The following is a 16,406-nucleotide window of genomic DNA, read 5'->3' on the forward strand; positions in this document are numbered from 1 at the left end:
CATCTCAAAGGAAACCCCTGACAGGGTTTCATGATATTAAGCTCTACTGGCTTAAATCGGCACACTGTTGAGTTCTCAAACAACACACGCACATCTCAGTCAGAAGCTCCGGTCGGAGCGACCTTCATCGAGGCTGGTATTGCGTCAAAGTTTTGTCTTGCTGATTCGAGCTCACCCACTCTACCACCGCGAGGCGGGAGCTTGGTTCGTGATCTCCGGTCAGTGCTCGTTCCGGTTGTTTTCCCGGCCCGTGTCGCTCTGACTTGGATAAAGTTACACGCAGACCAACCGGGGGTCAAATCGCACCCCCAGGAGCCCGTCGCAGGGAGAAACCGCAGGTCATCACCCCCGCGCGGGGTCTGAACCCAACGTATCCCACCCTCATCCCGGTGGAAATGTGACCGCCGTCACTCAAACTTTCTCCCCGCTGCCCCGCCACAGCACCCCGAAGTGGCCTGACCTGCGGAAACACCGAGGGCCGCCGGTCCGGAGCGGACCGGCGGCCCTCGGGGACCACTCGGATGGCCGGGTTTCGACCCCGGAGCGTGACGGTCAGGGGCTGACCTCGACGCCCGCGGTGTTGCGCTTGCCCCGGCGCAGGACCAGCCACTTGCCGTGCAGCAGGTCCTCCTTCGACGGCGTCCACTCCTCGTCGGTGACCTTGGTGTTGTTCGCGTACGCCCCGCCCTCGTTGACCGTGCGCCGCGCGGCGCCCCGGCTGTCGGCCAGGCCGCCGGTGACCAGCAGGTCGACGATGGTCGGCCCGTCGGCCAGCCGGGCCTTGCCGCCGGGCACCTCGGCCATGGCCGCGTCCAGCGTGGAGGCGTCGAGGTCGGCCAGCTCGCCCCGGCCGAACAGCGCCTGGCTGGCGGCGATCACCTGGTCGGTCTCCCGGCGCCCGTGCACCAGCGTGGTGAACTCCTCGGCCAGCCGCTTCTGCGCGGCGCGCAACTGCGGGCGCTCGGCCGTGTCGCGCTCCAGGGCGGCGATCTCCTCCCGGTCGAGGAAGGTGAACAGCCGCAGGTAGCGCAGCACGTCCGCGTCGCCGACGTTCACGAAGTACTGGTACCAGGCGTACGGCGAGGTCATGGCCGGGTCGAGCCAGACGTTGCCGCCGCCGGTGGACTTGCCGAACTTGCGGCCCTCGGCGTCGGTGACCAGCGGGGCGGTCAGCGCGTGCGCGGACTTCCCGTCGACCTTGCGGATGAGGTCGACCCCGCCGACGATGTTGCCCCACTGGTCGGAGCCGCCCACCTGGAGCTTGCAGTCGTGGGAGCGGTTGAGCCGCAGGTAGTCGTTGGATTGCAGGAGCAGGTAGCTGAACTCGGTGTAGGACATGCCGTCGGACTCCAGGCGGCGCTTGACCGTCTCCCTGGCGAGCATGACGTTGACCGAGAAGTGCTTGCCGGTCTCGCGGAGGAAGTCGAGCACCGAGGTGCTGCCGGTCCAGTCGAGGTTGTTGACCACGGTGGCGGCGGTCCCGGCGCCGTGGGTGTCGTCGAAGTCGACGAAGCGCTCCAACTGGCTGCGGATGCGGCCCGCCCACTCGGCCACGACGTCGGCGGTGTTGAGGGTGCGCTCGCCGGTGTCGCGCGGGTCGCCGATCATGCCGGTGGCGCCGCCCGCCAGGATGATCGGGCGGTGCCCGGCGCGCTGGAAGCGGGTCAGCATCAGCAGCGGGACGAGGTTGCCCGCGTGCAGGCTGGGGGCGGTGGGGTCGAACCCGGCGTAGAGGGTGAGCGGTCCCGCGTCGAGGTCCTTGCGCAGGGCGTCGAGGTCGGTGGACTGCGCGATGAGGCCGCGCCAGGTCAGCTCGTCGAGGATGTGTTCACTCACGTGCTCCAGTCTCCACGGTGCGTCAGCGCCGGGACCACCGGGTTTGCGCTCCGCCCCGGGTCAGCCACCCGACGCCGCCCGCGATCGCGGTGGCGGCAAGGGTCTCCAGCGCGACCAGCCAGGCGACCGGTTCGGGGAACAGCACAACGTGCCCGAGGTAGGCGGTGCCCCCGGTCGGGATCAGGTTGGTGAGCAGCAGCAGGACCTCGGGCACGAGGTAGGCCAGTACGGCGGCCTCGGCGAAGCGGGTGGCGCCGTCGTCCGGCGGTTCGAGGGCGGCGGTGTAGAGGGCCAGGCCGCCGACGACCGCGATGGGCAGCAGCATGCCCAGGGCGCCGCCCGTCTGGATGAGCGTGGTCGTGAAGCCGTAGTACTCGTCGACCTGGAAGGCGATGAACAGCAGCACGAACCACAGCAGCACGCCCGCGCCGACGGCGATGGCCGCGGGTCTGCCCGCGGGCGGGAGCCAGCGCACCCGGTCCGGCCGCAGGCGGGGTGCGCGCAGGACGAGGAGGACGGTCAGGAACACCGCCGAGAGCAGTTCCAGCCACACCAGGAACCGGCCGTTCTGGTTGGCCGAGACGAAGGCGTCGGCGAGGAAGTTGACCGCCGTGCCGAACGCGGCGCCCACCCCGATCACCCTGCGGTGGTCGGTCTTGCCGATCCAGGCGACGGCGACGGCGAGGATCGCGCAGCGCAGCAGGTAGTACGGGACGGCGAACCACGGGGTGTCCGACAGGTACTCCGACGTGACGCCGATGACGCAGGCGGCGGCGACCGCCGCGACCACGGCCAGCACCCGGTGGTCGCGCAGCCAGGGGGCGCCGCCGGGCACGCGGACCGGGCGGTGCGGTGCCTCGCGGGTGCGGCTCCAGGCGATGACCGCCTGGGCGCGGGTGCGCGGGTCGGGGGCGGCGCGGACGCCGGGGTCGCGGTCCAGTTCGGCGGCAGGCGCGCCGAGGGGGCCGGTGCCCGCGGCGGTGGCGACGGCGACGAGCGCGCCGGGCAGGCCCGCGCAGCACAGGACCAGGTGGTGCGCGGCCGCCCGTTCCGCCTCGACCCGGGCGGTGCCGACGACCCTGGCGAGCAGTTCGGTGGACTCGGCGACGTCGAGGTCGCCGAGGGCGACGGGGCGGGCGGCGAGTGCGCCCAGCCTGCCCCGGCCGGTGACCAGGGCGAGCGAGCCGGTGCCCGGTGGCAGCAGCGGTCGGACCTGGTCGGCGTCGCGGGCGTCGTCGAGCAGGAGCAGGACGCGGCGGTTGCTGAGCAGGGTGCGGTACTGCGAGAGCTGGGCGTCGTCGCCGCGGTGGGCGGGTTCGCCGAGCGCGGCGAGGACGTCGCGGACGACGTCGGCGGGGTGGCGGGCGTGGCCGGGCCGGGAGCCGCGCAGGTCCAGGTGCAGCCTGCCGTCGGGGAAGCGGTCGGCGCGCAGCCTGGCCCAGTGCACGGCGAGGGTGGACTTGCCCAGGCCCGGGGTGGGGTCGGTGATGACCACGGCGGTGGCGGTCTCGGCGGCGGCGTCGAGTTCGGCGAGGGCGGCGGCGCGGCCGGTGAAGTGCCAGGTGGCGGGCGGGAGCTGGTCGGGGACCCGGGGTGCGGCGGGTGCCGGGGTGGGGGGTGGGGCGTTGAAGATGATGTTGCCGTGCACGTCGCGGACCATCGCGACGTCGCCGTCGACCGTGCCGCTCAGCTCGGTGTGCGCCTGCGGGTCTGGCTCCATGCACCACTTGTACCGAACAGCGGGCGCCGTTGGTGAGGCTACGTCGGGAATGGGTCCGTTCGGACCTGCTTGCGGCGGCGGCCGCCGAGTCGGTAGGCGCTGACGGACTTGTCCCCCGCGATCCAGAACCGCCAGGGCACGTCGACCGCGGCGGCGACGCCGACGCGGGGGCCGGAGCGGATGTCCTCGGTGGCGACCGGGTCGCCCACCAGCAGGCGGACCGGGGAGGCCGGGTCGGTGAGGTCGAGGCCGTTGTCGGCGCGGTCGAGGCCGAGGACGCCGGTGAGCTTGGCGGGGCCGCGGGCGAGGTCGGTGGTGCCGCGCGCGGCGGGGCGGCGGGTCCTGGCCAGGGCTTCGCCGTCGACGACCTGGCCCGCGCGCAGCAGGACGGCGCCGGGGACGCCGTCGGTGAGGGTGACGACGTTGGCGCAGTGGTGCATGCCGTAGACGAAGTAGACGTAGAGGTGGCCCGCCGGGCCGAACATGACCTCGTTGCGCGGGGTCTTGCCGCGGTAGCAGTGCGACGCGGGGTCGTCGCCGCCGCGGTAGGCCTCGACCTCGGTCAGCCGCACGCGGACGGTGCCGTCGGGGCGGTCGGACTCGAGGACGGCGCCGAGCAGGAGGTGGGCGGCGGCGACCGGGTCGACGGCGAGTTCCGCCTCGGTGAACTGCCTCATCTGGTGCGCCTCATCGGGTGCATTGTCGCATCGGGTGGTCCGCCACGCCCCTCATCGGGTGGCTTGCCGGGCGGTGCGCTGGAGGAACGCGGCGTCGGCGCGCGGGAGGTCGACCAGGGTGCCGTGGCCGAGGGGAACCGCGTCGGGGTCGACCCGGGGACCGGTGATGGTGCCCGGCCTGCCGCGCGGGTCCAGGCCGAACAGGGTGGAGAGGAAGACGCAGGCGGTGAGGTAGCTGCCCGCGGGGGCGGGGTGGCTGTCGTCGGGTTCGTGCAGGCGCAGCCCGGGGCGTTCGGCCTGGGCGGCTGCCCAGGCGGGGCCGACCGGGGCGACCGTGGCACCGACCTCGCCCGCGATCGCGGTGTAGGCGGCGTTCAGCAGGTCCTGCGCCGCCGGGGTGTCGCGGCGGGCCGCGGTCAGGTACAGCACCGGGTTCGCGCCAGCGGCGACCACCTCGGGGACGATCGCGCGGACCGCGGCGTGGAAGTCCGCCGGGTCGCGCACCTGCGGGATGCCGTCGGCGTAGCTGCCTTCACCGAGGCAGCTCTGCTCTTGCAGCACGACGAAGTCCCACCCCTCGGCCAGCGCGGCGGTGGGTTCGCCGCCCGCCCAGGTGGCGGCCAGGTGCGCGCCACCGGTGGCGATGGCGCGCACCTCGACGGCGCGTTCCGGGCGGGCGAGCACCGCGAGCTGGGTCGGCAGGCCGTGGAAGTAGGTGAAGCTGTTGCCGACGAACAGGACCCGGGTCGGCAGGGTCACTTCCGGATGACCTGCTCCGCCCACGACCGGTGCTCCTCGACCCGGCGCACGACGCGGTCGCGCTGCTCGGCGACCCTGGCGGGTGCGGTGCCGCCGTGGGCGTCGCGGGAGGCGATCGAGCCCGCCACCGTGAGCACCTCGCGGACCTGGGGGGTCAGCGCGGGGTCGACCTCGGCGAACTCGGCGTCGGTCAGCTCGTCGAGGCCGACGCCGCGGGCCTCGGCGCGGCGGACGCAGTCGCCTGCGGCCTCGTGCGCGACCCGGAACGGCACGCCCTGGCGGACCAGCCACTCGGCGATGTCGGTGGCGAGGGTGAACCCGGCGGGGGCCAGCTCGGCCATCCGGTCGGTGTCGAAGTCGAGGGTGGCGATCATCCCGGCCATGGCGGGCAGCACGAGCTGGAGCTGGTCGACGGAGTCGAAGACCGGCTCCTTGTCCTCCTGCAGGTCGCGGTTGTAGGCCATCGGCTGCGCCTTGAGGGTGGCCAGCAGCCCGGCCAGGTTGCCGATGAGCCGACCGGACTTGCCCCGGGCCAGTTCGGCGACGTCGGGGTTCTTCTTCTGCGGCATGATCGAGCTGCCGGTGGACCAGGAGTCGTGCAGCCGCGCGTAGGAGAACTCCGCGGTGCACCAGAGGATGACGTCCTCGGCGATGCGGGACAGGTTCACCCCGAGCATGGCCACGGCGAAGGCGAACTCGGCGGCGAAGTCGCGCGAGGAGGTGCCGTCGAGGGAGTTCTCGGCCGGAGCGTCGAAGCCCAGTTCCTCCGCGATCGCGGCCGGGTCCAGGCCGAGCGAGGAACCCGCGAGGGCGCCGGAGCCGTAGGGGGACACGGCGGCGCGCTTGTCCCAGTCGCGCAGCCGGTCGACGTCGCGCAGCAGGGCCTGGGTGTGGGCGAGCAGGTGGTGCGCGAGCAGGATCGGCTGGGCGTGCTGCAGGTGGGTGCGGCCCGGCATGGGGGCCTCGGGGTGCAGCTGGGCCTGGTGCAGCAGGGCCTCGACCACGTCGAGGACACCGCCGGAGAGGTGCCGGGCGGCGTCGCGCAGCCACATCCGGAACAGGGTGGCGATCTGGTCGTTGCGGGAGCGCCCGGCGCGCAGCTTGCCGCCGAGTTCGGTGCCCGCGCGCTCGATCAGGCCGCGCTCCAGGGCGGTGTGCACGTCCTCGTCGGCGACCACGGGGGTGAAGGTGCCCGCCGCGACGTCGTTCTCCAGCAGGTCGAGCGCGGTGAGCATCCCGGACAGCTCGGAGTCGGTGAGCAGACCGGCCCGGTGCAGGACGCGGGCGTGCGCCCGGGACCCGGCGATGTCGTGGTGCGCCAGGCGCCAGTCGAAGTGCGTCGACAGGCTCAGGGCGGACATGGCTTCTGCGGGTCCGGAGGCGAACCGCCCACCCCAGAGTGCGGTGGGTTCCTGCTGGGTCACGGTGAGACTTCCTGGAGGTTGTGGTTGGGAACCGGCATCGTCCCCGACGGAGCGGGGACGATGCCGGGTGGGTGGAGAAGATTAACGCTGCGCGCGGCGGGCCGCGATCTTGCTGGGGAGGCCCCAGAGCTGGATGAAGCCCTTGGCCAGCGACTGGTCGAACTCGTCGCCCTCGTCGTAGGTGGCCAGGTTGAAGTCGTACAGGGACACGTCGGAGCGGCGACCGGAGACCACGGCGCGACCACCGTGCAGGGTCATCCGGATGTCGCCGGAGACGTACTGCTGGGTCTCGGCGATGAACGTGTCGAGGGCGTCCTTGAGCGGGGAGAACCAGAGGCCGTCGTAGACCAGCTCGCCCCAGCGCTGCTCGACGGTCCGCTTGAAGCGGGCCAGGTCGCGCTCGACGGTGACGTTCTCCAGCTCCTGGTGCGCGGTGATCAGCGCGAGCGCGCCGGGGGCCTCGTAGACCTCGCGGCTCTTGATGCCGACCAGCCGGTCCTCGACGATGTCGAGGCGGCCGACGCCCTGGGCGCCCGCGCGGCGGTTGAGCTCCTGGATGGCCTGCAGCACGGTGACGGTCTCGCCGTCGATGGCGACCGGGACGCCCCTGTCGAAGGTGATGACCACCTCGTCGGCGTCGCGCGGCTCGGCCGGGTTCGCGGTGTAGTCGTAGACGTCCTCGATCGGGGCGTTCCAGATGTCCTCGAGGAAGCCGGTCTCGACCGCGCGGCCCCAGACGTTCTGGTCGATGGAGTACGGGGACTTCTTCGACACGTCGATGGGCAGGTTGCGGTCGTTGGCCCAGGAGATGGCCTTCTCCCTGGTCCAGGCGAAGTCGCGGACCGGGGCGACGCACTTGAGGTCGGGGGCGAGGGCGCCGATGCCGACCTCGAAGCGGACCTGGTCGTTGCCCTTGCCGGTGCAGCCGTGGCTGACGGTGGTCGCGCCGTGGTACTTGGCCGCCTCGACCAGGTGCTTGACGATCACCGGCCGGGAGATGGCCGACACCAGCGGGTAGCGGTCCATGTAGAGCGCGTTGGCCTGCAGGGCGGGCAGGCAGTACTCGGTGGCGAACTCGTCGCGGGCGTCGGCGACGACCGCCTCCACCGCGCCGCAGTCGATCGCGCGCTTGCGGATCGTGTCGAGGTCCTCGCCGCCCTGGCCGACGTCCACGGCCACCGCCACGACCTCGGCGCCGGTCTCCTCGGCGATCCAGCCGATGGCCACCGACGTGTCGAGCCCGCCGGAGTAGGCCAGCACCACCCTGTCACTCATTGATCTCTCCTTGCTGGTTTGCCAAGTCTGGGTTGCCGCGGCTGGCCATCGCGGTGAAGCGGTCCGCCAGCCGGGCGCCGGTCACCGGCTCGCGGCAGATGACCATGATCGTGTCGTCACCGGCGATGGTGCCGACGATTTCGGCGAGGGCGGCCCGGTCGATCGCGCTGGCCAGGAACTGCGCGGCACCGGGCGGGGTTCGCAGGACCATCAGGTTCGCCGAGCCCTCGGCGGAGACGAGGAGTTCGGTGAGCAGCCTGCTGAGCCGGGACGTGCCGCCCTGCACGCCGCGGACCGGGTTGCCGTCCTCGGGGATGACGTAGACGGGCACGCCGCCGTCGGCCCCGCGCAGCTTCACCGCGCCGAGTTCGTCGAGGTCGCGCGACAGGGTCGCCTGGGTGACCTCGACCCCGCCCTCGGCGAGCAGCCGGGCCAGCTCGGTCTGGCTGTGCACCGGCCGCTCGGAGATCAGGGTGACGATGCGGGCCTGGCGGGCCGCGCGGGTGGTGGTCACGGGTGCCCCACGAGCCAGGCCAGCAGGGCCTTCTGCGCGTGCAGCCGGTTCTCCGCCTCGTCCCAGACCGCGCTGGAGGGCCCGTCGAGGACCTCGTCGGTGATCTCCCAGCCGCGGTGGGCGGGCAGGCAGTGCAGCACGATCGCGCCGTCGGCGGCGCGGGCGAGCAGGTCGGCGTTGACCTGCAGCGGGCGGAACGGGCTGACCCGGTCGCGGCCGTCGTTCTCCTGGCCCATGGAGACCCAGGTGTCGGTGATCAGCACGTCGGCGCCGTCGACGGCGGCGTGCGGGTCGGTGAACAGGGTGACGCTGCCGCCGGTCTCGGTGGCGCGCTTCTTCGCGTCGAGCACGACGGCCTCACCGGGCTGGAAGCCCTGGGGCGAGACCAGGCGCACGTGCAGGCCCGCGGTGGCGCCGCCGAGGAGCAGCGAGTGGGCCATGTTGTTGGCGCCGTCGCCGAGGTAGGTGGCGGTGACGCCCGCGAGCCGACCCAGGCGCTCCTCGATGGTCTGCAGGTCGGCGAGGACCTGGCAGGGGTGGAACTCGTCGGTCAGCGCGTTGATCACCGGGACGCGGGAGGCCGAGGCCATGGCCTCGATGCGCTTCTGCGCGTAGGTGCGCCAGACCACGGCGTCGACGTAGCGGGACAGGACGCGGGAGGTGTCCTCGATGGTCTCCTCGCGGCCGAGCTGCATGGTGCGGCCGTCGACGATGACCGGGTGGCCGCCGAGCTGGTGGACACCGACGTCGAAGGAGAGCCGGGTGCGGGTCGAGTTCTTCTCGAAGATCGCCGCGACCGACTTGCCCTCCAGGGGGCGGTGCGCGAGCGGGTCGGCCTTGTAGGCGATGGCCAGGTCGAGGACCTCGCGCTGCTCCGGCGGGGTCAGGTCGTCGTCGCGCAGGAAGTGCCGGACCATGGCTCAGCCCTCCCGGGCGGTGTCGAGGATCGCGGGCAGGGCGGCGACGAAGCCGTCGGCCTGCTCGCCGGTCAGCACCAGCGGCGGGGCGAGCCGCACCACGTCGGGCTGGACGTTGTTGACCAGGTACCCGGCGTCGCGCGCCGCGGCGGCGACCTTGGCGGAGGCGGGCTCGGTGAGCACGACGCCGAGCAGCAGGCCGGAGCCGCGCACCCCCGCCACCAGCGGGTGGTCGAGTTCTTCGATGCCCGCGGCGAGGTCCTTGCCCAGGGCGGCGGTGTGCTCGAGCAGGTCGTCGGCGGCGATGGTGCGCAGCACCGCCAGGCCCGCCGCGGCGGCGACCGGGTTGCCGCCGAAGGTGGTGCCGTGCGAGCCGGGGGCGAACAGGTCGGCCGCGGCGCCGACGGCCACGCAGGCGCCCAGCGGCAGGCCGCCGCCGAGGCCCTTGGCCAGGGTGAAGACGTCCGGGGTGACGCCAGCGCGCTGGAAGGCAAACCAGGTGCCGGTGCGGCCGATGCCGGTCTGCACCTCGTCGAGGACCAGCAGGGCGCCCGCCGCGGCGGTGATCTCCCTGGCGGCCTGGAGGTAGCCGTCCGGGGCGGGGACGACGCCGCCCTCGCCGAGCACGGGTTCGAGGAACAGCGCGGCGGTGTCGGTGTCGACGGCGGCCCGGAGCGCGTCGAGGTCGCCGAACGGGATGTGCGTGACCCCGGGGGTGACCGGTTCGAACGGGGTGCGCTTGGCGGGCTGGCCGGTCAGCGCGAGCGCGCCCATGGTGCGGCCGTGGAAGGCGCCCTCGCAGGCGACGACCCTGGTGCGGCCGGTGAGCCGGGTCAGCTTGAGCGCGGCCTCGTTCGCCTCGGCGCCGGAGTTGCAGAACACGACCTTCGCCTGGCCGGTGAGCCCGGCGACGTCGAGCAGCGCGTCGGCCAGCTCGACCGCGACCGGGTTCACGTACAGGTTGGAGGTGTGCCCGAGGGTGGCGACCTGCGCGGTGACCGCCTCGACGACGGCCGGGTGCGCGTGGCCCAGGGCGTTGGTGGCGATGCCGCCGACCAGGTCGAGGTAGCGGGTGCCGTCGGCGTCCCACACGTGCGCGCCGTCGCCGCGGACCAGGGTGAGCGCGGGCGTGCCGTAGTTGTCCATCAGCGACGAGCGCCAGCGGCGCTGTCCGTCCTCGTTGGACGTGATCATGCTTGCACCCCTTCCCGGTCCGGCAGCACCATGGTGCCGACGCCTGTCTCGGTGAACACTTCCAGCAGGAGCGAATGTGCCAGCCTGCCGTCGATCACGTGCGCCCGGGGCACCCCGGCGGTGACCGCCCGCAGGCAGGCCTCCATCTTGGGGACCATGCCGCTCTCCAGGCGCGGCAGCAGTTCCGCCAGTTCCCCCGCGCGCACCTCGTGCAGCAGCGAGGACCGGTCGGGCCAGTCGGCGTAGAGGCCCTCGACGTCGGTGAGGACCACCAGCTTCTGCGCCCCCAGCGCCACGGCCAGCGCGGCGGCGGCGGTGTCGGCGTTGACGTTGTGCGGCACGCCGTCGGCGTCGGGGGCCACAGTGGACACGACCGGGATGCGGCCCGCGCGGACGATGTCGAGCACCGCGTCCGGGTTGACCGCGACCACGTCGCCGACCTGGCCCAGGTCGACGACCTCGCCGTCGACGGTGGTGGTGCGCCGCTCGGCGGTGAACAGCCGCGCGTCCTCGCCGGAGATGCCGACCGCGTGCGGGCCGTGCTGGTTGATCAGCCCGACCAGTTCCCGGCTGACCTGCCCGACGAGCACCATGCGGACCACGTCCATGGTCTCCGGGGTGGTGACCCGCAGGCCGCCCCTGAACTCGCCGGGGATGCCGAGCCGCTTGAGCATGGCGCTGATCTGCGGTCCGCCGCCGTGCACCACGACCGGGCGCAGGCCCGCGAGCCGCAGGAACACCACGTCCTCGGCGAAGGCGCGCTTGAGGTCCTCGTCGACCATGGCGTTGCCGCCGTACTTGACCACGACCAGCGCGCCGTGCAGCCGCCGCAGCCACGGCAGGGCCTCGACGAGGATGGCCGCCTTCTGGGTGGGCGTGGTCATGAGGAGTACGCGCTGTTCTCTTCGACGTAGGCGTGCGACAGGTCGGTGGTGAGGATGGTGCCGGTTCCGGGGCCCGCGTGCAGGTCGACCTCGACGAGGATGTCCAACCCGGACATGTCCGCCGCCAGCCGGTCGCCGACGCCGGTGCCCGCCCGGCAGACGGGAACGCCGTTGATGGTGATGTCGAGGTCCGCCGGGTCGAACTCGGTGGGCGCGTTGCCGACGGCCATGGCGATCCGGCCCCAGTTGGGGTCCCCGGCGAAGAAGGCGGTCTTGCACAGGTTGTCCTGGGCGACCGTGCGGGCGACCGCGACCGCCTCGGCGTCGGTGGCCGCGCCGGTGACCTTGACCGCCACGTGCTTGGTGACGCCCTCCGCGTCGGCCTGGAGCTGGGCGACGAGGTCGGCGCAGACCTCGGTGAGGGCGGCGGTGAACTCCTCGGCGCCCGGGGTGACCCCGGACGCGCCGGAGACCAGCAGCAGCAGCGTGTCGTTGGTGGAGGTGCCGCCGTCGACGTCGAGGCGGTTGAAGGTCCCCTCCACGGCGGCGCGCAGGGCGGCGTCCGCGGTGGCCTGGTCGACGGCGGCGTCGGTGGTGACCACGCTGAGCATGGTGGCCATGTTCGGCGCGCACATGCCAGCGCCCTTGGCGAACCCGCCGACGGTCCAGCCGCCCGCGTGGGCGAGCGCGGTCTGCTTGGGGTGCGAGTCGGTGGTCAGCACGCCGGTCGCGGCGTCGAGCGAGGCGTCCGCCCCGTGCGCAAGCGCTTTCGCGACGGTCTCCACGCCGGTCAGCACGGCTTCCATGGGCAGCCGCTCGCCGATCAGGCCGGTGGAGCAGACCGCCACGTCGATGGCGCCGACGCCGAGCACGTCGGCGACCTTCTCCGCGGTGGCGTGCGTGTCCTGGAACCCCCCGGGGCCGGTGCAGGCGTTGGCGCCGCCGGAGTTGAGCACGACCGCCCGCAGGCTGCCGGTGGTGAGCACCTGCTGCGACCACAGCACCGGCGCGGCCTTGACCTTGTTGCGGGTGAACACGCCCGCGGCGACCGCCGCCGGGCCGTCGTTGACCACCAGGGTCAGGTCGGGCTTGCCGTTGGGCTTGATGCCCGCGGCGATCCCGGCCGCGCGGAACCCCCCCGCCGCCGCGACACCCTGCTTCCGGTCGGTGCTCATGGCGCTACTCCCACGGTGGACAGGCCGGTCGTCTCCGGCAGGCCGATGGCGATGTTCATGGACTGCACGGCGGCGCCCGCCGTGCCCTTGGTCAGGTTGTCGACCGCGGCGACGACGACCAGCCTGCGCAGGTCCGGGTCGACGGCCAGTTGCAACTGCACGGCGTTGGAGCCCAGGACGGCGGCGGTGGTCGGCCAGCGGCCCTCGGGCAGCAGGTGCACGAACGGCTCGTCGGCGTAGGCCTCCTCGTAGACCGCGCGCGGGTCCTCATCGGAGGTGAGCCGGGCCGAGCAGGTGGCGAGGATGCCGCGCGGCAGCGGGGCCAGGACCGGGGTGAAGGAGACACCGATCCTGCGGCCCGCCACCGCGCTGAGGTTCTGGGTGATCTCCGGGGTGTGCCGGTGCGCGCCCGCGACGCCGTAGGCGCTGAGCGAACCCATGACCTCGGAGCCGATCAGGTGCGGCTTGCTGCTCTTGCCCGCGCCGGACGTGCCCGAGACCGCGACGACGGTGACGTCGTCCTCGATGATCCCGGCCGCGACGGCGGGCGCCAGGGCGAGGGAGCTGACGGTCGGGTAGCAGCCGGGGACCGCGACGCGCTTGGTGCCGACCAGGGCCTCCCGGCCGCCGGGCAGCTCGGGCAGCCCGTAGGGCCAGGAACCCGCGTGCTCGCCGCCGTACCAGCGGGTCCAGGCGGCGGCGTCGGTCAGCCGGTGGTCGGCGCCGCAGTCCACGACCAGGGTGTCCGGGCCGAGCTGGGCGGCGATCTCGGCGGAGCGGCCGTGCGGCAGGGCGAGGAAGACCACGTCGTGCCCGGCGAGGGTCTCGGCGGTGGTGTCGAGCAGGACGCGGTCGGCGAGCGGGAGCAGGTGGGGCTGGTGCTCGCCGAGGGGGGAACCGGCGTTGCCGCCCGCGGTGAGCGCGCCGATCTCGACCTCGGGGTGGGCGAGGAGGAGCCGCAGCAGCTCACCACCGGCGTAGCCACTGGCGCCTGCGACCGCGATCCGGACTGTCATGTGGATGATTATGCACGCCGGTGCAAGTTCACTCAAACCTCTTTCGAGTGATGTTGATCGGCTTGCGCCGCGGCCCGCGCCGGGGCAGGGCGCGGGGCGGGTGGGGGCAGGGGCTGCGGTGGCCGCGTGCCGGGGCGGGCGCCGTCGAGGAGGAGGGCCAGGTAGCGGCGGCGGTCGAGGCCGTCCGGGTCACCGGGGTGGGTGGTGGCCAGGGCCATGACCACGATGGCGGCCAGGTCGCGGACCAGCAGGTCCGGGCGGGCCTGCCCGGCGTGCTGGGCGGCGGCGAGGGCGTGGGCCAGCGGGCCGAGGTAGCGCTCGGCGGTGTCGACGGAGACGGCGCCGGAGCGGTGGGCGGCGGCGAGCAGCACGCGGTGGGCGGCCATCCGCTCGACCGTGGCGGCGAGGGCGTGGGTGAGGGCGCGCCAGGGGTCGGCGGCGGTGCGGGCGGTCAGGGCGAGCGGTTCGATCTCCTCGGCGAAGAACGCCTCGAACGCCGCCCTGACCAGGCCTTCCCGGCCGCCGACCAGGCGGTACACGGTGGCGATGCCCACCCCGGCGCGGCGGGCCACCTCCTCCAGCGACGGGGTGTCGCCCAGGTCCTCGAACGCGGCGATGCCCGCGCGGACGACGCGGTCGAGGTTGCGGCGCGCGTCGGCGCGGCGCGGCTGGGCGGACACCCCGGGAAAGCTAGCTCACCACTCGACCGGGAGGGCGAGAACGCCGTAGACGACGCTGAAGGAGCGGAACGCCGGGTCCACCCCCGGGGCCAGGCGCAGGTTCGGGAACCGCTCGATCAGGGCGGGGAACGCCGTGCGCATCTCCATCCGCGCGAGCGGGGCGCCCAGGCAGTGGTGGATGCCGTAGCCGAAGGCCACGTGCGTGGTGTCCGCGCGGGTCACGTCGAGCGACTCCGGGTCCGAGACCACGGCGTCGTCGCGGTTGGCGGCGGGCAGCGAGCACATCACCAGGTCACCCGCCGAGACGGCCTGGCCCGCGATCTCGGTGTCCTCGGTGACGTACTTCATCGTGCTGGCGTGCACGATGCTCAGGTAGCGCAGCAGTTCCTCGATGGCGTTGTCGAAGCGCTCCGGCTCGGCGCGCAGCAGGGCCAACTGCTCCGGGTGCCGCAACAGCGCCAGGGTGCCCAGGCCGAGCATGTTCGCGGTGGTCTCGTGGCCCGCGATGAGCAGCAGGTTGCACAGGCCCGCGAGTTCCTCGGTCCCCAGGTCGTCGCCGTGTTCGCGCAGGAGCATCCCGATCAGGTCGTCGCCGGGTTCGGTGCGGGCCCTGGCGATGAGCCCCTTCATGAACTCGCGCATCCGCCGCGACTCGGCGATCCGCTCCTGCGCCGGGAGGCTGACGTCGAGCAGCTTGCCGGTGCGCGCCTGGAAGTCCTCGCGCTCGGAGTACGGCACGCCGAGCAGTTCGCAGATCACCAGCGACGGGATCGGCAGCGCGAAGTCGGCCACCAGGTCGGCCGGGGCGCCCTTGCGCTCCATGGCGTCGAGGTGGTCGCGGACGATGTCGGCGACGCGGGGTTCGAGCCTGCGCATCCGCCGCACGGTGAACTCGCCCGCGAGGATCTTGCGCAGCCGGGTGTGGTCCGGCGGGTCGAAGCCGAGCAGGTTGCCCGCCCGCATGACCTTCAGCTCCTCCTCGCCGAGGTCCAACCCCAGCGGGGACAGGCCCCGGGCGTTGAGGTCGTTGGAGAACGTCGCCGGATCGCCCATGACCCGGCGCACGTCGGCCTGGCGGGTGACCAGCCAGGCCGACAGGCCCAGGAAGGTGTCGACCTTGCGGATGCCCTCGCCCTCGCGCAGCCCGGTCAGCTCGTCGCCGAGCTGGAAGCCCGTCCGCCGCATGTGCAGCGGCAGCTCTGGTGCCTGTGTCACTCCGACCTCCCGAATGAGCGGTTGGGGAGTTCCCCCCGGCGCAAACGATAGCGAGCTATCACATGCGGGGTCATCCGACGAACGAGTGACGCGGCCGAACGGGTGCCCCCGCTCCCCCGGCTGCCCGGCTACCGGTAGGCGGCGAAGGCGGCCTCCACCCGGGCGCGGTCGGCGCCGTCGGCCAGCAGCAGGTGCAGCAGGACGCGGGCCTTGGCCGGGTCGAGGAAACCGCCGTGGACCAGGCCGCGGGCCAGCAGGTCGCGTTCGGAACCGGGGTAGCCGTAGGTGGTCCGCAGCACCGAGCCGCCGCCGGTGCGGGAGGTGAGCACGACCGGGACCCTGGCGGCGGTCTCGGCCACCGCGGGCACCATCACCTCGGGCACGTGGCCCGCCCCGAGCCCGGCCAGCACCAGCCCGTCCAGGGCGGGGGCGGCGTGCCGGAGCAGTTCGCCGTCGTCGCCGAGGGAGACCGTGACCAGGCCGACCCGTGGCGGGGTGGCGGTCGCGGGCACCGGCAGCCGAGGGGACACCGGGTCAACGCGGCGCAGCCGGGGCTCGCCCTCGACGAGGATGCCGTAGGGACCGGCGCCCGGTGAGGCGAACGCGGCGGTGCTGCTGGTGTGCGTCTTGCGGACGAAGCGGGCGCCGTGCACCTCGTCGGACAGCACGACCAGCACCCCGAGGCCGCGGGCGTCGGGGTGCGCGGCGACGGTGACGGCGGCCAGCAGGTTCGCCGGGCCGTCCGCGCCGGGGGCGGTGGGGTGGCGCATGGCGCCGGTGACCACGACCGGCACCCCCGGGTCCAGGGTGGCGTCGAGGAGGAACGCCGACTCCTCCAGGGTGTCGGTGCCGTGCGTGACGACCACGCCGTCGGCGCCGCCGTCGACCTCGGCGCGCACCGCCTCGGCCAGCGCGGCCAGGTCGTCGAACCCGACCGACGGGCTCGGCAGCGACCGCAGCGTGCGGGCGGTGATGTCGTGCGCGGCCAGTTCCGGCACGGCGGCGATCAGCGCCGAGGCGTCCAGGGCGGGCACCACGCCGCCGGACGCGCTGGGGGACATGGCGATGGTCCCGCCCATGCCGAGGACGACGATGCGGCTCATGGCCCCCACGGTAGGGG

At 73.3% G+C, this 16,406-nt stretch carries 15 protein-coding genes; all 15 read right to left on the bottom strand.

Annotated elements, in window-relative coordinates; genetic code table 11:
* Positions 1-552: 552 nt before the first annotated feature.
* Complete coding sequence (tyrS, locus tag DFQ13_RS28080) at positions 553-1,836, bottom strand: tyrosine--tRNA ligase (RefSeq protein ID WP_110081959.1); 1,284 nt, start codon at positions 1,834-1,836, stop codon at positions 553-555.
* Positions 1,837-1,858: 22 nt separating this feature from the next.
* Positions 1,859-3,556, bottom strand: coding sequence for a hypothetical protein (locus DFQ13_RS34170; protein WP_181400178.1), 1,698 nt, complete (start codon positions 3,554-3,556; stop codon positions 1,859-1,861).
* A gap of 38 nt (positions 3,557-3,594) precedes the next feature.
* Positions 3,595-4,233: a DNA-3-methyladenine glycosylase gene (locus DFQ13_RS28090; protein ID WP_035280991.1), complete on the bottom strand. Its 639-nt coding sequence runs from the start codon at positions 4,231-4,233 to the stop codon at positions 3,595-3,597.
* Positions 4,234-4,284: 51 nt separating this feature from the next.
* Entirely contained in the window at positions 4,285-4,992 is a 708-nt protein-coding gene (locus tag DFQ13_RS28095) for an SGNH/GDSL hydrolase family protein (protein WP_110081960.1), read from the bottom strand.
* Entirely contained in the window at positions 4,989-6,416 is a 1,428-nt protein-coding gene (argH, locus tag DFQ13_RS28100; RefSeq protein WP_110081961.1) for an argininosuccinate lyase, read from the bottom strand. Before argH ends, DFQ13_RS28095 begins: the two co-directional genes overlap by 4 nt.
* An 81-nt stretch (positions 6,417-6,497) precedes the next feature.
* On the bottom strand, positions 6,498-7,691 hold the full coding sequence (locus DFQ13_RS28105; RefSeq protein ID WP_110081962.1) for an argininosuccinate synthase: 1,194 nt from the start codon (positions 7,689-7,691) through the stop codon (positions 6,498-6,500).
* Entirely contained in the window at positions 7,684-8,205 is a 522-nt protein-coding gene (locus DFQ13_RS28110) for an arginine repressor (RefSeq protein ID WP_035280983.1), read from the bottom strand. Before DFQ13_RS28110 ends, DFQ13_RS28105 begins: the two co-directional genes overlap by 8 nt.
* Entirely contained in the window at positions 8,202-9,122 is a 921-nt protein-coding gene (gene argF, locus DFQ13_RS28115) for an ornithine carbamoyltransferase (protein WP_035280982.1), read from the bottom strand. Before argF ends, DFQ13_RS28110 begins: the two co-directional genes overlap by 4 nt.
* Positions 9,123-9,125: 3 nt before the next feature.
* Entirely contained in the window at positions 9,126-10,316 is a 1,191-nt protein-coding gene (locus tag DFQ13_RS28120) for an acetylornithine transaminase (RefSeq protein ID WP_035280980.1), read from the bottom strand.
* On the bottom strand, positions 10,313-11,200 hold the full coding sequence (gene argB / locus DFQ13_RS28125) for an acetylglutamate kinase (protein WP_035280978.1): 888 nt from the start codon (positions 11,198-11,200) through the stop codon (positions 10,313-10,315). The genes DFQ13_RS28120 and argB overlap by 4 nt, the downstream gene beginning before the upstream one ends.
* On the bottom strand, positions 11,197-12,375 hold the full coding sequence (gene argJ, locus DFQ13_RS28130; protein ID WP_110081963.1) for a bifunctional glutamate N-acetyltransferase/amino-acid acetyltransferase ArgJ: 1,179 nt from the start codon (positions 12,373-12,375) through the stop codon (positions 11,197-11,199). The genes argB and argJ overlap by 4 nt, the downstream gene beginning before the upstream one ends.
* Positions 12,372-13,391 (bottom strand): N-acetyl-gamma-glutamyl-phosphate reductase, encoded by a 1,020-nt coding sequence (argC, locus tag DFQ13_RS28135; RefSeq protein WP_110081964.1) that lies wholly within the window; start codon positions 13,389-13,391, stop codon positions 12,372-12,374. Before argC ends, argJ begins: the two co-directional genes overlap by 4 nt.
* Before the next feature lie 32 nt (positions 13,392-13,423).
* Positions 13,424-14,071 (bottom strand): TetR/AcrR family transcriptional regulator, encoded by a 648-nt coding sequence (locus DFQ13_RS28140; protein ID WP_110081965.1) that lies wholly within the window; start codon positions 14,069-14,071, stop codon positions 13,424-13,426.
* Between the two features lie 15 nt (positions 14,072-14,086).
* Positions 14,087-15,286: a cytochrome P450 gene (locus tag DFQ13_RS28145; RefSeq protein ID WP_233438610.1), complete on the bottom strand. Its 1,200-nt coding sequence runs from the start codon at positions 15,284-15,286 to the stop codon at positions 14,087-14,089.
* A gap of 128 nt (positions 15,287-15,414) precedes the next feature.
* Positions 15,415-16,389: an asparaginase gene (locus DFQ13_RS28150; RefSeq protein WP_110081967.1), complete on the bottom strand. Its 975-nt coding sequence runs from the start codon at positions 16,387-16,389 to the stop codon at positions 15,415-15,417.
* Positions 16,390-16,406 lie beyond the last annotated feature (17 nt).

Origin of the sequence: Actinokineospora spheciospongiae, from assembly GCF_003182415.1 — a bacterium.
Taxonomy (GTDB): domain Bacteria; phylum Actinomycetota; class Actinomycetes; order Mycobacteriales; family Pseudonocardiaceae; genus Actinokineospora; species Actinokineospora spheciospongiae.

Excerpts from the sequence above, each read along its gene's own strand:
- DFQ13_RS34170 (WP_181400178.1), bottom strand. The coding sequence starts at position 3,556 with ATGGAGCCAGACCCGCAGGCGCACACCGAGCTGAGCGGCACGGTCGAC.
- DFQ13_RS28090 (WP_035280991.1), bottom strand. The coding sequence starts at position 4,233 with ATGAGGCAGTTCACCGAGGCGGAACTCGCCGTCGACCCGGTCGCCGCC.
- DFQ13_RS28105 (WP_110081962.1), bottom strand. The coding sequence starts at position 7,691 with ATGAGTGACAGGGTGGTGCTGGCCTACTCCGGCGGGCTCGACACGTCG.
- argF (WP_035280982.1), bottom strand. The coding sequence starts at position 9,122 with ATGGTCCGGCACTTCCTGCGCGACGACGACCTGACCCCGCCGGAGCAG.
- DFQ13_RS28120 (WP_035280980.1), bottom strand. The coding sequence starts at position 10,316 with ATGATCACGTCCAACGAGGACGGACAGCGCCGCTGGCGCTCGTCGCTG.
- argB (WP_035280978.1), bottom strand. The coding sequence starts at position 11,200 with ATGACCACGCCCACCCAGAAGGCGGCCATCCTCGTCGAGGCCCTGCCG.
- argJ (WP_110081963.1), bottom strand. The coding sequence starts at position 12,375 with ATGAGCACCGACCGGAAGCAGGGTGTCGCGGCGGCGGGGGGGTTCCGC.
- argC (WP_110081964.1), bottom strand. The coding sequence starts at position 13,391 with ATGACAGTCCGGATCGCGGTCGCAGGCGCCAGTGGCTACGCCGGTGGT.
- DFQ13_RS28150 (WP_110081967.1), bottom strand. The coding sequence starts at position 16,389 with ATGAGCCGCATCGTCGTCCTCGGCATGGGCGGGACCATCGCCATGTCC.